The 21,240-nt window shown below is 72.6% G+C and carries 19 protein-coding genes; 11 read left to right on the top strand and 8 right to left on the bottom strand.

Features of this window, described 5'->3' with window-relative positions:
- Positions 1-78: 78 nt before the first annotated feature.
- The 3 genes from EIZ62_RS01840 to EIZ62_RS01830 all read left to right on the top strand — a co-directional run bounded on the left by EIZ62_RS01840 (position 79) and on the right by EIZ62_RS01830 (position 4,090).
- Positions 79-651 carry a PadR family transcriptional regulator gene (locus EIZ62_RS01840; protein ID WP_156690956.1) on the top strand — a complete coding sequence of 191 codons (573 nt, stop codon included), beginning with the start codon at positions 79-81 and terminating at the stop codon, positions 649-651.
- 40 nt (positions 652-691) lie between these two features.
- On the top strand, positions 692-2,431 hold the full coding sequence (locus EIZ62_RS01835) for an acyl-CoA dehydrogenase family protein (RefSeq protein ID WP_156690955.1): 1,740 nt from the start codon (positions 692-694) through the stop codon (positions 2,429-2,431).
- Between the two features lie 204 nt (positions 2,432-2,635).
- Positions 2,636-4,090 (top strand): glyceraldehyde-3-phosphate dehydrogenase, encoded by a 1,455-nt coding sequence (locus EIZ62_RS01830; protein ID WP_156690954.1) that lies wholly within the window; start codon positions 2,636-2,638, stop codon positions 4,088-4,090.
- A gap of 98 nt (positions 4,091-4,188) precedes the next feature.
- On the opposite strand, the gene EIZ62_RS01825 is transcribed toward EIZ62_RS01830, so the two are convergent.
- The 8 genes from EIZ62_RS01825 to EIZ62_RS01795 all read right to left on the bottom strand — a co-directional run bounded on the left by EIZ62_RS01825 (position 4,189) and on the right by EIZ62_RS01795 (position 11,475).
- Positions 4,189-5,124: a TauD/TfdA dioxygenase family protein gene (locus EIZ62_RS01825; protein ID WP_156690953.1), complete on the bottom strand. Its 936-nt coding sequence runs from the start codon at positions 5,122-5,124 to the stop codon at positions 4,189-4,191.
- Positions 5,121-6,500 carry an LLM class flavin-dependent oxidoreductase gene (locus EIZ62_RS01820; protein WP_244375369.1) on the bottom strand — a complete coding sequence of 460 codons (1,380 nt, stop codon included), beginning with the start codon at positions 6,498-6,500 and terminating at the stop codon, positions 5,121-5,123. The genes EIZ62_RS01825 and EIZ62_RS01820 overlap by 4 nt, the downstream gene beginning before the upstream one ends.
- 71 nt (positions 6,501-6,571) lie before the next feature.
- The gene (locus tag EIZ62_RS01815; RefSeq protein WP_244375367.1) at positions 6,572-7,543 is read right to left on the bottom strand and encodes an ABC transporter permease; all 972 of its coding nucleotides are present in this window, start codon (positions 7,541-7,543) and stop codon (positions 6,572-6,574) included.
- Positions 7,540-8,382, bottom strand: a complete 843-nt coding sequence (locus tag EIZ62_RS01810; protein ID WP_156690952.1) for an ABC transporter ATP-binding protein — start codon at positions 8,380-8,382, stop codon at positions 7,540-7,542. Before EIZ62_RS01810 ends, EIZ62_RS01815 begins: the two co-directional genes overlap by 4 nt.
- Before the next feature lie 5 nt (positions 8,383-8,387).
- On the bottom strand, positions 8,388-9,434 hold the full coding sequence (locus EIZ62_RS01805; RefSeq protein ID WP_156690951.1) for an ABC transporter substrate-binding protein: 1,047 nt from the start codon (positions 9,432-9,434) through the stop codon (positions 8,388-8,390).
- A gap of 56 nt (positions 9,435-9,490) precedes the next feature.
- On the bottom strand, positions 9,491-10,051 hold the full coding sequence (gene ssuE, locus EIZ62_RS01800; protein WP_156690950.1) for an NADPH-dependent FMN reductase: 561 nt from the start codon (positions 10,049-10,051) through the stop codon (positions 9,491-9,493).
- Between the two features lie 388 nt (positions 10,052-10,439).
- Positions 10,440-10,532, bottom strand: coding sequence for a putative leader peptide (locus EIZ62_RS32800; RefSeq protein WP_341873920.1), 93 nt, complete (start codon positions 10,530-10,532; stop codon positions 10,440-10,442).
- Positions 10,533-10,653: 121 nt separating this feature from the next.
- Positions 10,654-11,475, bottom strand: a complete 822-nt coding sequence (locus EIZ62_RS01795; protein WP_156696148.1) for an ATP-grasp domain-containing protein — start codon at positions 11,473-11,475, stop codon at positions 10,654-10,656.
- Positions 11,476-11,638: 163 nt separating this feature from the next.
- Between EIZ62_RS01795 and EIZ62_RS01790 the strand changes: the two genes are divergently transcribed.
- From EIZ62_RS01790 to EIZ62_RS01755, 8 genes are all read left to right on the top strand, one after another.
- The gene (locus EIZ62_RS01790) at positions 11,639-12,409 is read left to right on the top strand and encodes a GntR family transcriptional regulator (protein WP_156690949.1); all 771 of its coding nucleotides are present in this window, start codon (positions 11,639-11,641) and stop codon (positions 12,407-12,409) included.
- Positions 12,410-12,463: 54 nt separating this feature from the next.
- Complete coding sequence (locus EIZ62_RS01785; RefSeq protein ID WP_064067780.1) at positions 12,464-12,691, top strand: 4Fe-4S dicluster domain-containing protein; 228 nt, start codon at positions 12,464-12,466, stop codon at positions 12,689-12,691.
- Between the two features lie 15 nt (positions 12,692-12,706).
- The gene (locus tag EIZ62_RS01780; RefSeq protein ID WP_156690948.1) at positions 12,707-14,065 is read left to right on the top strand and encodes an ABC transporter substrate-binding protein; all 1,359 of its coding nucleotides are present in this window, start codon (positions 12,707-12,709) and stop codon (positions 14,063-14,065) included.
- Complete coding sequence (locus EIZ62_RS01775) at positions 14,062-14,973, top strand: ABC transporter permease (RefSeq protein ID WP_156690947.1); 912 nt, start codon at positions 14,062-14,064, stop codon at positions 14,971-14,973. The genes EIZ62_RS01780 and EIZ62_RS01775 overlap by 4 nt, the downstream gene beginning before the upstream one ends.
- An 11-nt stretch (positions 14,974-14,984) precedes the next feature.
- Entirely contained in the window at positions 14,985-15,758 is a 774-nt protein-coding gene (locus tag EIZ62_RS01770; protein WP_156696147.1) for an ABC transporter ATP-binding protein, read from the top strand.
- Between the two features lie 12 nt (positions 15,759-15,770).
- Positions 15,771-18,533 carry a fumarate reductase/succinate dehydrogenase flavoprotein subunit gene (locus EIZ62_RS01765; RefSeq protein WP_156690946.1) on the top strand — a complete coding sequence of 921 codons (2,763 nt, stop codon included), beginning with the start codon at positions 15,771-15,773 and terminating at the stop codon, positions 18,531-18,533.
- Between the two features lie 542 nt (positions 18,534-19,075).
- Positions 19,076-19,849 carry a DUF2637 domain-containing protein gene (locus EIZ62_RS32680; protein WP_156690945.1) on the top strand — a complete coding sequence of 258 codons (774 nt, stop codon included), beginning with the start codon at positions 19,076-19,078 and terminating at the stop codon, positions 19,847-19,849.
- 263 nt (positions 19,850-20,112) lie between these two features.
- Positions 20,113-21,207, top strand: coding sequence for an RICIN domain-containing protein (locus EIZ62_RS01755; RefSeq protein WP_156690944.1), 1,095 nt, complete (start codon positions 20,113-20,115; stop codon positions 21,205-21,207).
- Positions 21,208-21,240 lie beyond the last annotated feature (33 nt).

Genomic DNA, 21,240 nt, shown 5'->3' with positions numbered 1-21,240 from the left:
GCCACGGCCCGGGTGAGCCACGTCTCACCCGGGCCGTGGCGCTTGTCTATGCAACGAGTTGCATAAGAAGATCGGGGCATGGCGCTCGACCACGCGATCCTCGTGTCCCTGCTGGAGAAACCGGGCTCGGGCTATGAGCTGGCCCGGCGGTTCGAGCGGTCGTTCGGGTACTTCTGGACCGCCACCCACCAGCAGATCTACCGCGTGCTCCGGCGCATGGAGAGCGAGGGCTGGATCGACGTCCGGGAGGTGCCGCAGCAGGGCCGCCCGGACAAGAAGGAGTACTCCGTCGCCGCCCCCGGGCGGGCCGCGCTCTCCGAGTGGCTGCACGAGCCCATCGCGCCCGAGAGCGTCCGCCACGACCTCGCCGTCAAGATCCGCGGAGCGGCCTTCGACGACCCCGCCGCGCTGATCCGCGAGGTGGAGCGGTACCGGCAGGTCCACTCCGAGCGGCTCGCGCACTACCTCGCGGGGGAGGCGCGCGACTTCCCGGACCCCGGCGCACCCGGACCCCTCGACGCCCGGCCGCTCGACGCCGGGCGGGAGCTCCAACACGTCGTGCTGCGCGGCGGCATCGCGTACGAGCGGATGACGCTCGCCTGGCTCGACGACGTCCTCGCCACCCTCCGCCGGCTCACCCCCGAGCGCTGACCACCCTCACCGAACACACCTCCCGGAAAGGCGGACCTCCATGGCCGACCCGCTGCTGTTCAACCCGCGCACCTACGACCCGGCGCACTTCGACGCGGAGACGCGCAGGCTGCTGCGCGCCACCGTCGACTGGTTCGAGGAGCGCGGCAAGCGCAAGCTGATCGAGGACTACCGCTCCCGTGCCTGGCTCGCGGACTTCCTCGCCTTCTCCGCCAAGGAAGGACTCTTCGCCACCTTCCTCACCCCCGCGTCCGCCGCCGCCGGGCAGCCGGGCGACCAGAGCGACAAGCGGTGGGACACCGCCCGCATCGCCGCGCTCAACGAGATCTTCGGCTTCTACGGGCTCGACTACTGGTACGCCTGGCAGGTCACCATCCTCGGGCTCGGACCGGTCTGGCAGAGCGACAACGCCGCCGCCCGGGCCCGCGCCGCCGAACTGCTCGCCCAGGGCGAGGTGTTCGCGTTCGGCCTGTCCGAGAAGTCCCACGGCGCCGACATCTACTCCACCGACATGCTGCTGGAGCCGGACAGTGACGGCTCCGGCGGCTTCCGGGCCACCGGCTCCAAGTACTACATCGGCAACGGCAACGCCGCCGGGCTGGTGTCCGTCTTCGGCCGCCGCACCGACATGGAGGGCCCGGACGCGTACGTCTTCTTCGCCGCCGACAGCCGGCACCCGGACTACCACCTGGTGAAGAACGTCGTCGACTCCTCCAAGTACGTCAGCGAGTTCCGCCTGGAGAACTACCCGGTGCGCCAGGAGGACGTCCTGCACACCGGCCGGGCCGCCTTCGACGCCGCCCTCAACACCGTGAACGTCGGCAAGTTCAACCTGTGCACCGCCTCCATCGGCATCTGCGAGCACGCGATGTACGAGGCCGTGACCCACGCGCACAACCGCATCCTCTACGGCCGTCCGGTCACCGCGTTCCCGCACGTGCGCCGGGAGCTGACCGACGCGTACGTCCGCCTCGTCGGCATGAAGCTGTTCAGCGACCGCGCCGTCGACTACTTCCGCTCCGCCGGGCCCGACGACCGCCGGTACCTCCTCTTCAACCCGATGACGAAGATGAAGGTGACCACGGAGGGCGAGAAGGTCATCGACCTGATGTGGGACGTCATCGCCGCCAAGGGCTTCGAGAAGGACAACTACTTCGCCCAGGCCGCCATCGAGATCCGGGGCCTGCCCAAGCTCGAGGGCACGGTCCACGTCAACCTCGCGCTGATCCTCAAGTTCATGCGCAACCACCTGCTGGACCCGGCCGGCTACGACGCCGTCCCGACCCGCCTGGACGCCGCCGACGACGCGTTCCTCTTCCGGCAGGGGCCGGCCAGGGGCCTGGGCTCGGTGCGCTTCCACGACTGGCGTCCGGCCTTCGACGCGTACGCCGACGTCGCCAACGTCGCCCGGTTCCGCGAGCAGGCCGACGCGCTGTGCGCGTTCGTGACCACCGCCGCCCCCGACGAGGCGCAGAGCCGTGACCTGGACCTCCTCCTCGCCGTCGGCCAGCTGTTCGCGCTCGTCGTGCACGGTCAGCTGATCCTGGAGCAGGCGCGCCTCACCGGCCTCGACCGGGACGTCCTGGACGAGCTGTTCGCCGTCCTCGTGCGCGACTTCTCCGCCCACGCCGTCGAGCTGCACGGCAAGGACTCCGCCACCGAGCAGCAGCAGGAGTGGGCGATGGGAGCGGTCCGCCGCCCGGTCGTCGACGAAGCCCGCTCGGCCCGGGTCTGGGAGCGCGTGGAGGCGCTCTCCGGCGCCTACGAGATGGCGCCGTAACCCGCCGGGCAGCACGGTGACGACGGGCCGGTGGGGCGGACGAGGGCCGCTCCCGCCGGCCCGTCGTCGTGCTCGGCAATCCGGGGCAAAGCGGAACGAATTCTGCTCCGATGGGTCCCCTCGCCCTCTCGGGGGAGGGCCCATGCCTGATCAGAACACGGGCGGGTTAGCATATGAGCGCCGCCTAGCTCGAAAGATAAAACTGTGACTGTCAACGACGACTCGTTCACCAGTTGGAAGACCCGCGAGGAGATCGCGGAGTCGATGATCCCGATCATCGGGAAGCTGCACCGGGAGTATGACGTCACCGTCCTCCTGCACAGCCGCTCCCTGGTGAACAAGTCGGTGGTCAGCATCCTCAAGACCCACCGATTCGCCCGCCAGATCGCCGGCGAGGAGCTCTCGGTCACCGAGACGATGCCCTTCCTGCGGGCCCTCGCCACCCTCGACCTCGGTCCTTCCCAGATCGACATCGGCATGCTCGCCGCCGAGTACAAGACCGACGACCGCGGTCTGTCGGTCGAGGACTTCACCGCCGAGGCCGTCGCCGGCGCCACGGGCGCCAACAAGATCGAGCGCCGCGAGGGACGCGACGTCGTCCTCTACGGCTTCGGCCGCATCGGCCGCCTCGTCGCCCGCCTCCTCATCGAGAAGGCCGGCTCCGGCAACGGCCTGCGCCTGCGGGCCATCGTCGTGCGCGGCGGCGGCGAGCGGGCCGCCGAGGACATCGTGAAGCGCGCCTCGCTGCTGCGCCGCGACTCGATCCACGGCCAGTTCCAGGGCACCATCACCGTCGACGAGGCCAGTGGCACGATCTTCGCCAACGGCAACGCCATCAAGGTGATCTACGCGAACGACCCGTCCGAGGTCGACTACACCGCGTACGGCATCAAGGACGCCATCCTCATCGACAACACCGGCAAGTGGCGCGACCGCGAGGGCCTGTCCAAGCACCTGCGCCCCGGTATCGACAAGGTCGTCCTCACCGCCCCGGGCAAGGGCGACGTGCCCAACATCGTCCACGGTGTGAACCACGACACGATCAAGCCGGACGAGCGGGTCCTGTCCTGCGCCTCCTGCACCACCAACGCCATCGTGCCGCCGCTGAAGGCGATGGACGACGAGTACGGCGTCCTGCGCGGTCACGTGGAGACCGTCCACTCGTTCACCAACGACCAGAACCTGCTGGACAACTACCACAAGGCCGACCGCCGCGGCCGCTCCGCGCCGCTCAACATGGTGATCACCGAGACCGGTGCCGCCTCCGCCGTCGCCAAGGCCCTCCCGGACCTCAAGGCGCCGATCACCGGCAGCTCCATCCGCGTCCCCGTCCCGGACGTGTCGATCGCCATCCTGAGCCTGCGCCTGGGTCGCGAGACCACCCGCGACGAGGTCCTGGAGTACCTCCGCGACGTGTCGCTGCACTCGCCGCTCAAGCGCCAGATCGACTTCACCACCGCCCCCGACGCGGTCTCCATGGACTTCGTCGGCTCGCGTCACGCCTCGATCGTCGACGCCGGCGCGACCAAGGTCGACGGCGACAACGCGATCCTCTACCTCTGGTACGACAACGAGTTCGGCTACTCGTGCCAGGTCATCCGGGTCGTCCAGCACGTCTCCGGCGTGGAGTACCCGACCTTCCCGGCCCCCGCGGTCTGATCGGCGACGGCGGCGGTGGGGGCGGGATCACCGCCCCCACCGCCGCCGTTCTCGTCCCCGCCCGCCAGACGCCGGTCGGGCGCCCGGTCAGACGCCGGTCAGGCCTCCGTGGGCGTGTAGTGGGCGGCGTCGTCGCCCTCGACGACCCGGCTCGGCTCGCCGCCGACGCCCACGGGCACGTCCCCGGCGACCGTGACGCGGTGCAGCAGCCGGGGCAGGTCGCCGTAGTCGTCGGGGGCGTAGTGCTGCGTGACGCGGTTGTCGAACAGCACCAGGTCACCCGGGCGCCACGCGATCCGCACGACGTTCTCGGGGCGTACGACGTACGACTGGAGGAGCCGCAGCAGGTCCCGCGACTCCGACGGACCGAAGCCCACCAGGCTCTGGGCGAACCCGCCGATGAACAGACCGCGCTCCCCGCTCTCGGGATGAACGCGGACCACCGGGTGCGCGGTGCGGTACCGGCGCGACACGAACCGCCTGCGGTGCTCCGCCGCCTTCTCGTCCTTCGGCTCCGCGTAGTCGTACGCGTTGGTGTGCACCGCCCACAGCCGGTCGGCGAACTCCCGCAGCGGCTCGGGCAGGTCCCGGTAGGCGGCAGCCGTGTTGGCGATCAGCGTGTTGCCCCCGTACGGCGGGACGACGAGGGCGCGCAGGGTGGACGCCTTCGGCGGCGTACGGACGAAGGTGACGTCGGTGTGCCAGTGGTTGGCGCGGATGCCCTCGTCACCGTCCACCGGCAGGATGTGCGGCTGCCCGTCGACCGACGGGACGGTGGGGTGCGCGGTGGTCAGCTCGCCGAACAGCGAGGCGAAACGCAACTGGCCGGCGTCGTCCAGGCGCTGGTCGCGGAAGACGAGGGCCTTGTGCTCCAGCAGGGCCCGGCCGATCGCCGCGACGGTTTCCGGCGCGAGGCCGTCCGCCAGGTCGAGACCGTGGATCTCGGCACCGATGCGCCCGCCGATCCGGCGGACCTCGACGTCGGCTGGTGTGTCCGGGCCGGAGGAGTGGGGGGACGTCGTGGTGGTCGTCATGAGCGGTGGTCCTCTCGTGAGGTGGAACCCGTGGTGGAACCGGTGGTGGAACCAGGGGTGGTGGCGGTGGGGCGCGGCAGTCCGTAGTGCTCGCGCAGGGTGCGGCCGGTGTACTCGGTGCGGAACAGCCCGCGCTCCTGGAGCACCGGGACGACCTGGTCGACGAAGTGGTCGAGCCCACCGGGCAGGTACGGCGGCATGATGGTGAACCCGTCCGCCGCGCCCCCGGTGAACCACTCCTCGAGCCGGTCCGCTATCTGCTCGGCGGTGCCCGCCACCACGTGGTGGCCACGGCCGCCCCCGAGCCGGGCGATCAACTGGCGCAGGGTGAGCCCCTCGCGGCGGCCGAGCCGCGCGACGAGCGCGAAACGGCTCCGGTTGCCGTTGATGTCCCGCTCCTCGGGCAGTTCCGGCAGTGGCCCGTCCAGGGGCAGGCCGGTGAGGTCCGTGCCGAGCATCCCGGAGAGCTGCGCCAGGCCGTACGCCGGCACCTGGAGGTCGGTCAGCTCCTGTTCCAGGGCCCGCGCCTCCGCCTCCGTGGAGCCGATGACGGGGCAGACACCGGGCAGGATGCGCACGTCGTCCTCGGCCCGCCCGTACCGGTGCAGCCGGCTCCGCAGGTCCTTGGCGAACGCCTGGGCGTCGGACAGGGTCTGCTGTGCGGTGAACACCGCCTCCGCGTGCCGGGCAGCGAACTCCTTGCCGTCCTCCGACGACCCCGCCTGCACCAGCAGCGGACGCCCCTGCGGCGATCTGGGCACGTTCAGCGGGCCCCGCACCCGGAAGTGGGTCCCCCCGTGGTCGACGGGCCGCACCTTGTCGGTGTCGGCGTAGATCCCCGCCGCCCGGTCCAGCACGATCGCGTCGTCCTGCCAGCTGTCCCACAGCTTCACGGCCACGTCGACGAACTCCTGTGCCCGCTCGTAGCGCAGGCCGTGCTCCAGGTGCTCGTCGCGGCCGAAGTTGCGGGCCTCGTCGACCGTCCCGGAGGTCACGATGTTCCAGCCGGCCCGGCCACCGCTCAGGTGGTCGAGGGAGGCGAAGGCACGTGCCGTGGAGAACGGTTCGGTGAAGGTCGTCGAGACGGTGGCGATCAGCCCGATGCGTTCGGTGGCGGTCGCGAGCGCCGACAGGAGCGTCAGCGGCTCGAAACCGCCCAGCGCGTTGTGGCGCACTGTGCCCCACAGCGCCAGCCCGTCGGCGAGGAACACCGAGTCGAGCAGGCCGCGTTCGGCGGTTCTGGCCAGTTCGGTGAAGTACGCGGGATCGGTGACGCGCTCGGGCGTGGACAGGGGATGGCGCCAGGCGGCGTCGTGGTGACCCGCGTTCATCAGGAACGCGTTCAGGTGCATCCGGCGGGGTGGTGTGGCGGGCACGACGAGTCCTTCGGTGTGGGTGTGGTGTGGGTGTGGGTGTGGGGGAGGGGCGGTGAGGGCGTGGGGTCGGGTCAGCCGTCCGAGGGCACCCGCCAGGAGCTGAGCCGCCGCTCCAGGACGACGAGCAGGTGGTTGAACAGCACGCCGATCGCCGAGACGGTGACGATCCCGGCGTACATCTGCGGGATGGCGAAGTTGTACTGGGAGGCGTTGATGAGGTAGCCGAGCCCCGCCTTCGCGCCGATCATCTCGGCCGCGACCAGCACCAGCACCGACACCGCCCCCGCGAGCCGGACACCGGTGAACACCGCCGGCACGGACGCCGGCAGGATCACCTTCTGGAAGAGCCGCAGCGGCGGCAGGTCCATCGACCGGGCCAGCCGCAGCAGCGTCGGGTCCACGGACCGGACGGCACTGATGGTGTTCAGCACCACCGGCCAGGTGCACGCGTACACCACGATCGAGACCTTCGACGTCTCACCGATGCCCAGCAGCAGCACGAACACCGGCAGCAGAGCCAGCGCGGCGGTGTTGCGGAACACCTCCAGCAGCGGCCCGAGGAGGTCCGCCACCCGCCGGTACCAACCGATCAGCAGGCCCAGTGGTACGGCGACGGCCACCGCGATCCCGAACCCGCTGAGGGACCGGCCGAGGCTGGCCAGTGTGTGGTCGGCGAGCTGCCCGCTCTCGGCGAGCTGCCACCACGCCACCACCACCTCGCTGAACGGCGGCAGGAACGTACGGTCGGCCAGCCCGAGCCGAGGTGCCGTCTCCCACAGCAGGAGCAGCGCCACGACGGCCGCCGAGCGGGTGCCGCCCTTGACCAGCCGGTGCAGCAGCCTGCGTACGGCGAAGCGCGGTTTCACCCCGCGCGGGGCACCCTGGCGCAGGGACCCCGCCCCGCTCACCGGTGGCGGCGCCGTCTTCGGGCCCGGGGGGCCGGTGCGGGGCCGGCCGGCCGCAGCCGCGGTGGTGGTCGCGGGGGACCGGTCGGCGGTGTCGCCGACCGGGTCGTGCGTGGCGGTGCCGGTCACAGAACTCATACGGCCGCTCCCTCCCTCTCCTCCTGCTGGGCCCTGGACACCTCGTCGCGCAGCAGGGACCAGATCCGGTGCCGGTACCGCGCGAACTCGGGGCTGGACCGCGGATCGCCCCCGTCCGGCAGCACCGGCAGATCCACCGGTACGACCTCCTTGATCCGGCCGGGCCGGGAGGTCATCACGGCGACGCGCTGCCCCAGGTGGACGGCCTCGTCGATGCCGTGCGTGATGAAGACGATCGTCTTGCCGGTGCGCTGCCAGATGCGCAGCAGCTCGTCCTGGAGGGACTCCCGTGTCTGGGCGTCCAGTGCCGCGAAGGGCTCGTCCATCAGCAGCACGTCCGGGTCGTACGCCAGGCTGCGCGCGATCGCGACCCGCTGCCGCATGCCGCCGGACAGCTCGTGCGGGTGACGCCCTTCGAACCCGCTCAGCCCCACGAGGGCGAGGTGCTCCCGCGCACGGTCCGCCCGCTCGCGCCGCGGCACCCCGACGGCCTCCAGCCCGAACTCGACGTTGCCCTGGGCGGTGCGCCAGGGGAGCAGGGCGTACTGCTGGAAGACGATGCCCCGGTCGAGACCCGGCCCGGCGACCGGTGAGCCGTCGAGCAGGATGCTGCCGGACGTGGGGCGGGTCAGCCCGCCGAGCAGGTCCAGCAGCGTGGACTTGCCGCAGCCGCTCGGACCGACGACGACGAGGAACTCACCCGCGCCCACCGTCAGGTCGATGCCGTCGAGGGCGGTGACCGTGGAACGCCCACCGTCCCCGCCCCGGACGGTGAACTCCTTGCGTACCGCGCTGAACACGATCTTCGCCGTGTGCCCGTCGTTCCCGGCATCCGCCATGGGGGTCACCTCCCGCTCGCCGCCGGCGACACGGGCGCCGGCGCGTTGAAGTCGTTGGTGTACAGCTCGTCGAGCGAGACCCGCCCGCGGTCGATGTCACCGCGTTCGGCCAGCCAGTCGATCCAGAGCTGGAGCTCCTTGCCCGCGATGCGCCCGCCGGGAGCGGCCACGCCGTACGACTTCCAGTACCGCAGGGCGTCGAGGTCCTCGTTGCGGCCGCGTCGTCTCACGATGTCCGTCATCCGTGCGATCACCTGGGGGCGGGGCGTGGTGCGCGCCCAGTCCAGTGCCCGGCCGACTCCCGTGACGAAGGTCCGTACCGTGTCGGGGTTCTGCTGGACGAAACGCCGGGTCATGACGTACGTCCCGGCGCTGAAGGACCCCAGGAGCCGGTGGTCGGTGAACAGCGGCCGCAGTCCGCCGCCGGCGAGCGCCTTGTCCCGCAGCAGACCGCTCAGCACGGCCACGTCGATCTGGCGCCGCCGCAGGGACTGTTCGGTGTTGACCGGCGGGACGACCAGGGCCTCGACCTTCCCGGCGTCGGCGGCCGAGATGCCGCTGCGCTGGAGGTAGATGTCGAGCATGGCCTGCGAGTGGGCTCCGAGGGTGTTCATGCCGACCTTCTTGCCGATCAGGTCTCGGGCGGAGCGGATGGGGCTGTCGGCGCGGACGTAGTAGCCGCTGTAGGCCTGTTCGTCGGAGCCGTAGTAGCTGATGACCGCTTTGACGGGTGCGCCGTTGGCGGCCAGCTTCACCACCGCGCCGTTGAAGGCTCCGCCGAAGTCGGTCTGGCCGGTCGCCGCCGACTGGATGTCCTGCGGGCCGCTGATGGTGTTGCCGACCCACTCCAGCTTCACGTCCTTCAGGTGTCCCAGGTCCTGCGCCAGCTCGGCGGGGGTCACCTGGCCGGCCCAGCCCTGGTAGCGGAGCGTGCGGGTCCCTCCCTTGCCGGGCGGGCCGCCGCCCAGGGCGGTGCCGCAGCCGGCCGCGACCGTCGAAAGCCCGGCCAGGGCGAGGAAACGGCGTCGGTTCACCGGGGACAACGTGCTCATGGAAGCGTCCTGTTCGAGAAGAGGGCGTCGGGTCGGTCGGGAGGGGTCGGGGTACGTCAGAGGGCGGCGCTGAGGGTGGGTGCGGCCCGGCCGGTGAGCGCCTCGGCGAAGCCGTCCACGGCTTGCCACAGCCGCAGTTCGGCCTCCGGCTCCACGCGGCACGACGCCGCGCCCACCCGCTCGATCACCGAGTCGAGCAGGAACGCCCCGGGCACGATGTGCCGGGCGCCCAGCGCCGACAGCACCGGGCGCAGCGCGTAGTCCATCGCGAGCATGTGGGCGAGGCTGCCGCCGGTGACCAGTGGGAGGACGACCTTGCCCGCCAGCCCGGACTGGGGAAGCAGGTCGAGGAAGACCTTCACCAGGCCGCTGTACGAGGCCTTGTAGACCGGTGTGGCGACGACGACGCCCTCGGCGCGGGCCACCGTGTGCAGCGCCGGCCGCAGGGCCGGGTGCGCGGCGGAGCCCCCGAGGAGCTCGGCCGGGGGAAGGTCCCGCACCGTGATGTGCCCGACGCCCCTCCCGTCGGCGGCGAGCCGGTGCAGCAGGTGCTCCGCCACCCGGGCGGTGCGGGAATCGGCGGACGGACTTCCGGAGATGGCGACGACGTACGACAAGGGGGACCTCCTGGAGCGGGTGCGGCGACGCGCCGCAGCGGGGGCGACCGTGCGGTGCTCATGCGGTGCTGGTGCGGGGCGTGGGGGGCGGGGGAAGCGCGACGGGCGGAAGCGCCGGACGACGGCGGGAGCCGGACGACGGCGGGAGCAGTGTCGTGCCGGGGTGTTGTGCCGGGGGAGCGACGTGTGGTGGGAACACGCGGGTGTGCCGGCCGTGCGGGGCGTGCGGGCGGAGCGGTGCCGCCGGCCGGGTCAGTACGCGGCCGGCGGGCCGGTCACGGCCGGTCGTACCGGTGGGCCGCCGGAAGCGCGGCCACTCCGGTCACCGCGAACGGCACGTCATGGCGCGGCGCAGCGGGGGAAGGGCCGGGCGGCCGCCCGGCGGGCGTCAGCGGACGCGGAGGCCGGAGGCACAGAGGGCGCTGGCGTGCCGTCGCAGGTCGACGTGGCGCCGCGCGGAGAAGTTCGCTGACTGGCTCACGTCCATGAGGCTGGCAGCGACAACCGGCCACGTCAACGCGGGCAGCGGCACTGTCTCACATGCTGGGTCCACCGCCACACGCCCGAAGCGTGCCGTTCACACTGGGCCTTCGGCATCCCGCTCACGCCCGGCGGCAGAAGGCACGGTCCCGCCCGGCGAGCCGGGAGCGCGGGCCCGCGGAGCGCAGGACGACGTCCAGGGCACGGTCCGGATCGGCGGCGTAACAGGTGCTGAACCAGGCCATGTTCGCCTCGACCACCGCCCAGCCCCCCTCGCCCCCCGGGCCCGAACCGGTGGCCGTCACCAGACCGGCGTCCACGACCACCGCGCTGGGCAGTGTGTCCCCGCACGCGTCGAGGAGGTGCGCCGCGAAGTCCAGGACGGCCCCCCGCTGAGGGTGGCCGTCGAGCGGAGCGGCGTCGAGCCGGCCGAACGTGGCGTACTGCGAACCCGTACGCACCTCACCGTCCAGGACGAACAGGCGGAACTCCACCGCCCAGTCGACCACGTCGCCGACCAGCACCGGTGTTTCCGGGGACAGTCCGGGGTCACCGTCCGGGAGCCGGCCGCCGTCCGCGTACACCGCCGCCGGGAAGCTCTTGTCGCTCGGCGGCTTGACGAACGCGGGCCGGGTCAGCCGCCGGGCCTCGCCGAGTGTGGTCAGGGCGACGTCGCGGAGGGTGTACGCGCGGGGCAGTTCCGCCAGCCAGCCGTCGGACGGCTCCAGCAGCGCGACCCCCAGGTCGTCCACCGCTCCGGCCGCGAACTTCGGCCCGCCGTAGTAGTGGACGTCCCCGGCACGCCACGACGGGGCGACGCCGGAGCCGTCGCGGGCGGGGAGCACCTCGACCCGCATGCCGCGCCGCAGGGCGGCGCCGGACAGCAGCCCGCCGGTCGTGGTGCGCCACGGGGACAGGGCGAGGACTCCGTGCTCGTTCACGATCGGCGAGCGTGCCACCACGCCGTCTCACGGACCAAACGCCTTTTGTGGCAGATCTTGCGGTGGCCGCCGCGAAAGTGCAGGTCACAGCGGATGCGCCAGGCGGTGGAAGTGGCGCAATGTTGTCGCAACACCATCGCGTGCGCGACGTCGGTATGGTCCAGCCATGCCCGCCGAACGCACCCGTGAACACGCAGCCCCGGTCGCCGCCGCCCGTCGGCGACGGCTGCGTGCCGACCGGGCACGGCAACTCGCCGACCTGCTGCGCCACCAGGCGCGCACCACCGGGTTCCCCGGCGGTGTCCTGCCCCTGGAGGGCCGGATCGGTGCCGACTTCGGCGTGTCCCGCAACACCGTGCGCCAGGCGCTCGACCTCCTCCGTACCGAGGGCCTGGTCGAGCGGCAGCCGGGCGTGGGCACGGTCCTGGTGGCCGAGAAGTACCCGCACGGCCTCGACCGCCTCCAGGGTCTCGCCGAGACCCTGCACGAGCACGGCCGGGTCACCAACGAGGTACGGACGGCGGGGCCGGTACCGGCGCCCGCTCCGGTGGCGCGGCGGCTGGAGCTGCCCGAACGCTCCGACGTCCTGTGCATCGAGCGGCTGCGCCGGCTGAACGGCCTGCCGCTGTCACTGGACCTGACGTACGTCCCGATGGACATCGGGGCCGGGCTGCTCGACTGCGACCTGGAACACAACGACGTGTTCCGGCTCATCGAACGACTCACCGGGCAGGCACTCGGTTCGGCCGGCATCACCCTCGAAGCCGTCAACGCCGACGCCCACTCCGCCGCCGTGCTGGAAGCCCCGCGCGGCGCGGCCGTGCTGATGCTGGAACGGCTCACCCACCTGTGTGACGGCCGGCCCGTCGACCTGGAGTTCATCCGCTTCCGGGGCGACCGCATCACCATGAGCGGCCTGCTGCACCGCTCTCACTGACCCCCGCCTCTCCCGCCTCTCCCTCCTTTCCCACCGCCTCCTCTGGAGACAGCCATGCCCCTGGCGCCCCAGCGTGCCGACGTGCCCGTGACCATCGACGAGTCGAAGTGCATCGACGGCTGCACCCTGTGCGTCGACATGTGCCCGCTCGACTCGCTCGCGATCAACCCCGACAGCGGCAAGGCGTACATGCACGTCGACGAGTGCTGGTACTGCGGCCCGTGCGCCGCCCGGTGCCCCACCGGTGCCGTCGAGGTCAACATGCCCTACCTGCTGCGCTGAGAGGCCGGACCCACCATGAAACGCGCGATCCCCACCACCGTCCTCCTCGCCACGGCCCTCACCGCCACCCTCGTCACCGGATGCGGCGGCGACGCGAACGCCGGGGACGACGACGGCACCGTCACCGTCACCGTCGGCTACCAGTCCAAGACCATCAACACGGTCACCGCCGGCACCCTGCTCCGCGAGCTGGGCTACTTCGAGCAGGAGCTGAAGGCCCGGGGCGCCGAGGACGGCACCACGTACCGGGTGCGGTGGCAGGACTACGCCACCGGAGCGCCGATCACCGCCCAGATGACCGCCGACAAGATCGACATCGGCTCGATGGGGGACTTCCCCCTCCTGATCAACGCCGCCCGCGGCGAACAGCTCGACCGGCCGACCCGGCTGGTCTCCGTCACCGGCTACAACCCGCGCGGCGGCCTCAACACCATCGTGACGGCGCCCGGCTCGAAGCTGCGCACCCTGAACGACCTGCGCGGCAAGAAGGTGTCGACCTCGGTGGGCTCGGCCGCCGACGGGACGCTCGTACGCGCACTGGAACGCGCCGGGATCGACCCGGAGAAGGACGTCCGCAAGCTCAACCAGCAGCCGTCCGTGGGCGCTTCGGCCCTCCGGTCCGGCAGCGCCGACGCGCTGTCCCAGTTCGTCGCCTGGCCCGGACTGCTCGCCCACCAGGGCCGCGCGCGGGCCCTGTACGACGGGGCGGCCCTGAACCTGCCGACCTTCCACGGCGTCACCGTGCGCGAGCGCTTCGCCGAAGAGCGGCCCGCGGTGCTGGAGGCCTTCCTGCGGGCGCAGATACGGGCCACCGAGCACCTGCGGGCCGAGCCCGTCGCGGCGGCGGAGTCGGTGGCCCGCGCCACCGGACTGCCGGCCGAGGTGGTGTACCTCTACAACGGCGCCCACGGCATCGCCACCTTCGACCCGACCCTCAAGCCCGCCCTGGTGGACGCCCTGAAGAAGGACGTGCCGGTGCTCGCCTCGGCGGGACTGGTGCGCGACGTCGACGTGGACGCCTTCGTCGACGACCGGTACCTGAAACGCGCGTACGGCCCCGCCTACCCCAGGGCCCTGGCCGCCGGCGCGCCCACGTCACGCGCCGAGGTGTGGTTCAAGGACGGCACCACCCGGTCGTTCGCGTCCCCGACGGCGCTGCTCGGCGCCGTGGCCGCCGCCGGCGACACGGTGCGCGCCGCGTACGTCCCCGACACCACGACCGGGACGTCGTGGTTCGCCGACAAGGCGGTGTGGGTGGCGGACGGGACGAAGCGGTTGCCGTTCGTCACCGCGTCGGCCGCCGACGCTTACACCGCCGGGCACCCCGGCGCGCGGACCGTCCCGTACGACCAGGCGCTGCGGGGCGCGTCATGACGGCCCGCCGGCGCGTCCTGCGGATGCTGTCGCCCCTCGCCGCCCTGGTGGTGTGGCAGCTGCTGACCGCGTACGACGTCAACGTGTGGCTGCGGTTCGAGCAGTTCCCGACGGTGACGGACGTGGCCCGCGCCCTCGGGCAGCGGCTCGGCACCGACGCGTACTGGCAGGACCTCGGGCACAGCCTCACCCGCGTCGTCACCGGGTTCCTCCTGGCCGCGGTCGCCGGCCTGGCCGTCGGCACGGCGATCGCCCGCTCACGGCTCGCCGCCGACCTCGTCGGGCCGGTGCTCGAAGTGCTGCGGCCCATCCCGGCGATCGCCCTGGTGCCGGTGGCGATCCTGTTGTTCCCGAGCAACGAGCAGGGCATCGTCTTCATCACCTTCACGGCGGCGTTCTTCCCCGTCCTGGTCTCCACCCGGCACGCCGTCCGCGCGCTCGCCCCCGTCTGGGAGGAAGCGGTCCGCACGATGGGCGGCGGGCGGTGGCGCGTCCTCGCGTCGGTCGTCCTGCCCGGAGCGCTGCCGGGCGTCTTCGGCGGCCTGTCCGTCGGCGTCGGTGTCTCCTGGATCTGTGTGATCTCCGCGGAGATGATCTCCGGCGAGTACGGGGTCGGCTACCGCACCTGGCAGGACTACACGGTCGTCGACTACCCGGGTGTGTTCGTCGGCATGGCGACCATCGGCCTGCTCGGGTGGCTGACCTCGACGGCGGTGGAGGTGCTCGGACGCCGGCTGACCCGGTGGCTGCCCCGGCCGGCCACCGGCGGCCCCGCGCCCTCCGTACGGCGTCCGGCCCGGCGGACCCCGGCACCGGCACGCCCCGGAGCGGCGGCACCGCCCGTCCCCGCGCCGGACGCGCCCACGGTCCCCGCCCCCGTACCGGTACGAGGAGGACACACACCATGACCGCGACGAGCATGGACACCGACACCGACACCGACACCGCCACCGCGACGGCCTCGTCCCCGCACGGCGCCCGGCTCGCCCTCCGGGGCGCGGTGCTGGGCCACGCCGGAACGGCCGTCGTCGACGGCATCGACCTCGACGTCGAACCGGGGGAGGTCCTGACCGTCGTCGGCCCGTCCGGGTGCGGCAAGTCGACGCTGCTGCGCACCCTCGCCGGACTGCTCCCCGCCCTCGGCGGATCCGTCACCGTGGACGAGCGGCCCGTCACCGGCCCCGGGGCCGACCGGGCGCTGGTGTTCCAGGAGGACGCCCTGCTCCCCTGGCGGACCGTACGCGGCAACGTCGAACTGCCCCTGGCGATCCGGGGCGTGCCGAGGGCCGGGCGGCGGGCCGCCGCCGAGGACTGGCTGGAGCGCGTCGGGCTCTCGGCGCACACCGGCGCGTACCCGCACCGGATCTCGGGCGGCCAGCGCCAGCGCGTACAACTGGCCCGCGCGCTGGCCGGGCGGCCGCGCGCCGTGCTGATGGACGAGCCCTTCGGCGCCCTGGACGCCCAGACCCGCGCCGGGATGCAGCGGCTGCTCACCGACGTCCTGCGCGGCACCGGGGCGACCGTCGTCTTCGTCACCCACGACGTGGAGGAGGCGATCCACCTCGGCGACCGGGTGGCGCTCCTCGGCACCGGCCGGGTCCTGCCCGTACCGCGCCCCCGTGACCGCGACGGCGGCAGCGACCCCGCCACCGGCGCCCTGCGCCGCGCCGTCCTCGAATCCCTCCGCACCTGAGAGGCACGCACCATGCACATCCCCTCCCTCACGGACGCGGAGGAACTCTCCTGCGACGTCCTCGTCATCGGCGGCGGCACGGCCGGCACGATGGCGGCCCTCACGGCCGCCGAGCACGGCTCGGACGTCCTGCTCCTGGAGAAGGCGCACGTCCGCCACTCCGGCGCCCTCGCCATGGGCATGGACGGGGTCAACAACGCCGTCGTCCCCGGCCGGGCCGAACCCGACGACTACGTCGCCGAGATCACCCGCGCCAACGACGGCGTCGTCGACCAGTCCACCGTCCGGCAGACCGCCACGCTCGGTTTCGCGATGGTGCAGCGCCTGGAGCGGTACGGCGTGAAGTTCGAGAAGGACGAGCACGGCGAGTACGCCGTCCGCCAGGTCCACCGCTCCGGCTCGTACGTCCTGCCCATGCCGGAGGGCAAGGACGTCAAGAAGGTCCTCTACCGGCAGTTGCGACGTCGCGAGATGCGCGAACGCATCCGCATCGAGAACCGGGTCATGCCGGTGCGCGTCCTCACCGGCGCCGACGGCCGGGCGGTCGGCGCGGCCGGGTTCCACACCCGCACCGGAGCCTTCGTCACCGTACGGGCCGGGGCGGTGATCCTCGCGACCGGCGCGGCGGGACGGCTCGGCCTGCCCGCGTCGGGCTACCTGTACGGCACGTACGAGAACCCCACCAACGCCGGTGACGGCTACGCGATGGCGTACCACGCCGGCGCCGAGCTCACCGGCATCGAGTGCTTCCAGATCAACCCGCTCATCAAGGACTACAACGGCCCCGCCTGCGCCTACGTGGCCAACCCGTTCGGCGGCTACCAGGTCAACCGGCACGGCGAGAGGTTCGTCGACTCGGACTACTGGTCCGGCGCGATGATGGCCGAGTTCGCCGGCGAACTCGCCTCCGACCGCGGCCCGGTGTACCTGAAGCTGAGCCACCTCCCCGAGGAGTCGGTGGCCGCCCTGGAAGGCATCCTCCACACCACCGAACGCCCCACGCGCGGCACCTTCCACGCCAACCGCGGCCACGACTACCGCACCCACGACATCGAGATGCACATCTCCGAGATCGGCCTGTGCGGCGGCCACTCCGCCTCCGGCGTGCGGGTCGACGACCACGCCCGCACCACCGTGCCCCGGCTGTACGCGGCCGGCGACCTGGCCTGCGTCCCGCACAACTACATGATCGGCGCGTTCGTCTTCGGGGACCTGGCCGGCGAGGACGCCTCCCGGTACCGCACCCACGCGGACGAACTGCCCACCGCGCAACTGCGGGAGGCCCACGAGCTGATCTACCGCCCGCTGCGCCACCCGGACGGGCCACCGCAGCCACAGGTCGAGTACAAGCTGCGCCGCTTCGTCAACGACTACGTCGCCCCGCCCAAGTCGGGGGCGCGGCTGTCGCTCGCGGTGGAGCACTTCGAGCGGATGCGCACCGAGATCGCCGCCATGGGTGCCACCACCCCGCACGAGTTGATGCGCTGCGCCGAGGTGCGCTTCATCCGCGACTGCGCCGAGATGGCCGCCCGCGCGTCGCTGGCCAGGACCGAGTCGCGCTGGGGCCTCTACCACGAGCGCACCGACCACCCCCGGAGGGACGACGAGGACTGGCTGCACCACCTGGACCTGCGCAAGTCGGCGTCCGGGGCGATGGAGTTCACGGCCCGCCCGGTCGCGCCGTACCTGGTGCCGGTCGACGAGTACGCACCCACCGGAGGACCGTCCCGGCACCTCGGGGAGGTCGCCCTGGAACAGGTGGCGACCGCCGGTTCCCGCCAGGCCGCGCCGGCCGGTTCCCGGGTCGCCGCAACGCCGGTACGCCACGAGGACACCGCCGCCGCCTTTGCCTCCCCGCGGATCCTGGAGCTCGTGGCCCTCGCCGACGAGCAGCCCCGGCTGGAGGCGTTCACGCCGTACCTCGACGACGCCGATCCCGCCGTCCGCCGCGCCGCCGTCGCCACCCTGACGGAGGCCGCGCCCGAGGGCACGGGCCCGGCGCTGGCGCGGGCGCTCGCGGACGACGACGCGGGCGTGCGGGGCGCCGCGGCGGACTCGCTGCGCGAACTGGTGGAGACCCTGCCGCCCGGACCGGAGCTGCGGCACCCCCTGGTGACCGCGCTGTCCTCGGCCGACCCGGCGGTCCGCACCGCGGCGGTGACCGTGCTGCGTTCCCTGCGCCTGGGCGACGCCGCCCTGTACGCGCCCGGCCTGGCCGACCCCGACCGGGCGGTGCGCGTCGAGACGGTCCGCGCGCTGGTGTCGGTCGACGCGGTCGCGGCACTGGCCACGGCCGCCCGTGACGCCGACCGCGAGGTACGTGTCGCGACGGCGAAGGGCCTCGTGGCCGTGACGGCACCGCAGGCGGGCGGTGTCCTCGACACGCTGGCGGTCCTGGCGCACGACGCCGACGGCCTCGTGCGCGGCGCCGCGTTCGAGGCCCTGGGCTCGGCCGGCTGCCCGCCCGTCCTCGCGGACGCCGCCGTCACGGCCCTCTCCGACGAGGCGTGGCGCCCCCGCGCCGGCGCGGCGACGGCCCTCGGCGCGGCGGAGCCGGAGATCGCCGTCCCGGTCCTGGCGGAGGCCCTGGGCGACGCCAACGCCGACGTACGCAAGGCCGTGGTGCTGAGCCTCCTGCGGCACCGCGCCGACGACCGGGCCCGCGCCGCGCTCGCGACCGCCACCGTGGACCCGGACGCCGATGTACGCGCTTTCGCCGCGCGCGGGACCGCCGGACCCGTCCGGCCCCACCGCGCCGACCCGCTCGCCCGATGATCACTCATGTCGCCGTGCCATTGCGCTTCCGAATTCCGCGAAAGGCGTTCGGATATGCGGTGGCCGGAAAGGGCGGCCCATTGACGATCATTCGTTGGCGGGCGCGGGCGGACGGCCCGAACGGCATGGAGTCACTCCGATGTCGGCAACTCGCCATCGGAGCGATAAACCGCCCGCAAAGGCACCCGAATGCCCCAGCGTTGTCACTCTGATGACGCACACCTGGATCGCGATCTGTGGCGTTAGGGGGAATATGACCACAGCGCAGGTGAGTACGTCGTTCCCCCGGAACCTCGCCGGAGACAGTCGGTACAACCGCACCGGGGCCACCCGGGCGGGCAAGTGGACATTCACGCCGGGCTTCGCCGCGTCGACCGCGGGCAAGGGGGCGACTCTGCGTCACGGGACGGAGTGCATCGATCTGCACTACTCGTCCTCGGCGCTGGAGGACTTCCTGATGACAATGAGCCGGATCCAGGCGGAGTTCCACGCGGCGGAACCCTCCACGGTCCGCCGCGGAGAAAATGCAGGACGGGCCCGGGATGTATGAATACGACTACCAGCCGGTCGGCGGCAGGCCGGCGCGACCGGCGCGTCCCTCGTCCGGCACACCGGATCCCTCCTGGGACACACCGGACCCCTCGTGGGACGAGGAACTGGTCAATCTGCTGCTGGAGACCGACCCGTCCCGGCAGTGGATCGTCCCGCCCCCCACCACCCCGTCCGCCGCCCCGGCCGACACCCCGGCCGCGCACGACGACGACCTCCTGGAGGACCTCCAGCCGGTCACCGCCGAGCTCCCGCCGGTGCGCCCTCCCGGCGTGAGCCATCGCCGCGTACCCGCCAAGAAGCGGGTCATCACCCTGCTGCGGACCGGCAGCATCCTGATCGCCGCCCTGACCGCCGTCATCGTCGCCATGGTCAGCGTCTACGGCGGCATGGTCACGTACGGCCCCCTGCTCCGCAACGCCACCGGGCCCCGGGCCTCCGACGCCGTACTCCGGTGGTGGCCCCTGCTCGTGTACGGCCCGTGGCTGGTCGCTTCCCTGTCCATCCTCCGCGCCGCCTTCCACCGGCGCCGGGCCACCCACTCGTGGTCCGCCGTCGTCCTGTTCTCGACCATCGCCATGCTGCTGTGCGTCGCCCAGGCGCCCCGCACCCCGCTCGACGCCGTCGCCGCGGGCCTGCCCGCCGTCGCCGCGCTGGCCTGCTTCCAGCAACTCGTCCGGCAGATCACCCTGACCCGGCCACCGCGCCAGGCCGCCCCCCGCCACCGCACCGCGCCCGCCCCGGCCCGCCCCCACACGGCCGACTGAGACACCACCCGGGCGGGGGCACGGCCGGTCACCCCCGCCCCCGGGAGGTCGCTGGACCGATCGCGCATCGCCCATCGAGCACGGATCAACCCCGCGCCATCCCGCGCCTTTCCGGACAGCGGGCCGCCCGAGTCAGCCGGAAGTCGATCCCCGGAACGTCACCCGCGGCGATAGTGTGCCTACCGTTCGCCACGCGTACGCAACGCTCTGACCGGGTCCGATGCGACCCGATCGGACCGATCGGACAAGGGGGTTGTTCTGACATGTCTCCGTTCGGACACCGCGGCTTACCCAGAACCTTCGCCGTGCTCATCGCCTCGCTCTGCGCCGTCCTCGGCCTGGCCGCCGGAACCGGCACCGCACAGGCCACCGGCCAACCGCGCGCGACCGACGCCGCCGGGGCCGCCGGCGCGTCCGGTCTCGACGGCCTGACCCTGACGTCCGTCAACAGCGGCCGCAACCTGGACGTGCAGAACGGCAACACCGGCGACGGGGTCTTCCTCGTCACCAACTCCGCACCCGGGTACCACCAGAAGTGGAACGCCGTCACCCAGGCCGACGGATCGTTCAACCTCGTCAACGGCACCACCGGCAAGTGCGCCGCGATCGGCTTCCCGCTCAGGCAGCAGTCCTGCAGCGGCGCCTCGAGCCAGCGCTGGTACTTCCAGCCCGTACGCGGCGCCGCCGACACGTTCATGATCCGCAACGCCGGTGACAACAAGTGCCTCGACGTCGTCCTCGGCGCCCAGAACGACGACGCGTGGACGCAGACCTACGGCTGCAACGGCAGCAGGGCGCAGCAGTGGCGCATCCCGTCGCAGGCGGCCGGCGCCGCGCTCCGGGCGGCCGTCGACCACGCGTCCAAGCGCTGCCAGAAGGACGCGACGACCTGCTCGTGGACGAAGGGCTCCCAGGCCCCCGCCGAGCCGCTGCCCAAGCAGTGCGTGTCCCCCGTCTGGTTCAACGGCACCGAGGCGCCCGTACCGTGGACGTTCTCGCTGAACACCTCCACCGGCTGGTCGAGCCAGCTCGGGGTGTCCTTCACCTCGACCCTGGGCACCGGCGGGCCGAGCCCGGTCCAGACCAGCGTCAGCCTCACCCTCTCCGGCCAGGTCAGCTACGACCTCCGCCAGGACCTCGGCAACAGCCTGATGATCACCGTCCCGGCCCGGCACTACGGATGGGTGGCGCTCTCGGAGCTGGCGACGAAGGTCACCGGTGAATGGACCTTCGACGCCAACGGCTACCCCTGGAAGGTGACCGACACCGTCACCGTCCCGCTCAAGAGCGACGCGCAGGGCCGCGCCAGCATCTACCTGGCCCAGACCGGCGCCGAGTTCACCTCCTGCCACACCTGACCCGGCGAAGGGGGCGGGCCGCCGGCACGCGCG

It is taken from the genome of Streptomyces ficellus, from assembly GCF_009739905.1.
Taxonomy (GTDB): Bacteria; Actinomycetota; Actinomycetes; order Streptomycetales; family Streptomycetaceae; genus Streptomyces; species Streptomyces ficellus_A.
The sequence above is the reverse complement of the archived record's forward strand: the minus strand, read 5'-3'. Positions and strand labels throughout refer to the sequence as shown.

Coding starts and splice junctions, on each gene's coding strand:
- EIZ62_RS01840 (WP_156690956.1), top strand. CDS start 79: ATGGCGCTCGACCACGCGATCCTCGTGTCCCTGCTGGAGAAACCGGGC.
- EIZ62_RS01835 (WP_156690955.1), top strand. CDS start 692: ATGGCCGACCCGCTGCTGTTCAACCCGCGCACCTACGACCCGGCGCAC.
- EIZ62_RS01825 (WP_156690953.1), bottom strand. CDS start 5,124: ATGACGACCACCACGACGTCCCCCCACTCCTCCGGCCCGGACACACCA.
- EIZ62_RS01815 (WP_244375367.1), bottom strand. CDS start 7,543: ATGAGTTCTGTGACCGGCACCGCCACGCACGACCCGGTCGGCGACACC.
- EIZ62_RS01810 (WP_156690952.1), bottom strand. CDS start 8,382: ATGGCGGATGCCGGGAACGACGGGCACACGGCGAAGATCGTGTTCAGC.
- EIZ62_RS01805 (WP_156690951.1), bottom strand. CDS start 9,434: ATGAGCACGTTGTCCCCGGTGAACCGACGCCGTTTCCTCGCCCTGGCC.
- EIZ62_RS01790 (WP_156690949.1), top strand. CDS start 11,639: ATGCCCGCCGAACGCACCCGTGAACACGCAGCCCCGGTCGCCGCCGCC.
- EIZ62_RS01785 (WP_064067780.1), top strand. CDS start 12,464: ATGCCCCTGGCGCCCCAGCGTGCCGACGTGCCCGTGACCATCGACGAG.
- EIZ62_RS01780 (WP_156690948.1), top strand. CDS start 12,707: ATGAAACGCGCGATCCCCACCACCGTCCTCCTCGCCACGGCCCTCACC.
- EIZ62_RS01775 (WP_156690947.1), top strand. CDS start 14,062: ATGACGGCCCGCCGGCGCGTCCTGCGGATGCTGTCGCCCCTCGCCGCC.
- EIZ62_RS01770 (WP_156696147.1), top strand. CDS start 14,985: ATGGACACCGACACCGACACCGACACCGCCACCGCGACGGCCTCGTCC.
- EIZ62_RS01765 (WP_156690946.1), top strand. CDS start 15,771: ATGCACATCCCCTCCCTCACGGACGCGGAGGAACTCTCCTGCGACGTC.
- EIZ62_RS32680 (WP_156690945.1), top strand. CDS start 19,076: ATGTATGAATACGACTACCAGCCGGTCGGCGGCAGGCCGGCGCGACCG.
- EIZ62_RS01755 (WP_156690944.1), top strand. CDS start 20,113: ATGTCTCCGTTCGGACACCGCGGCTTACCCAGAACCTTCGCCGTGCTC.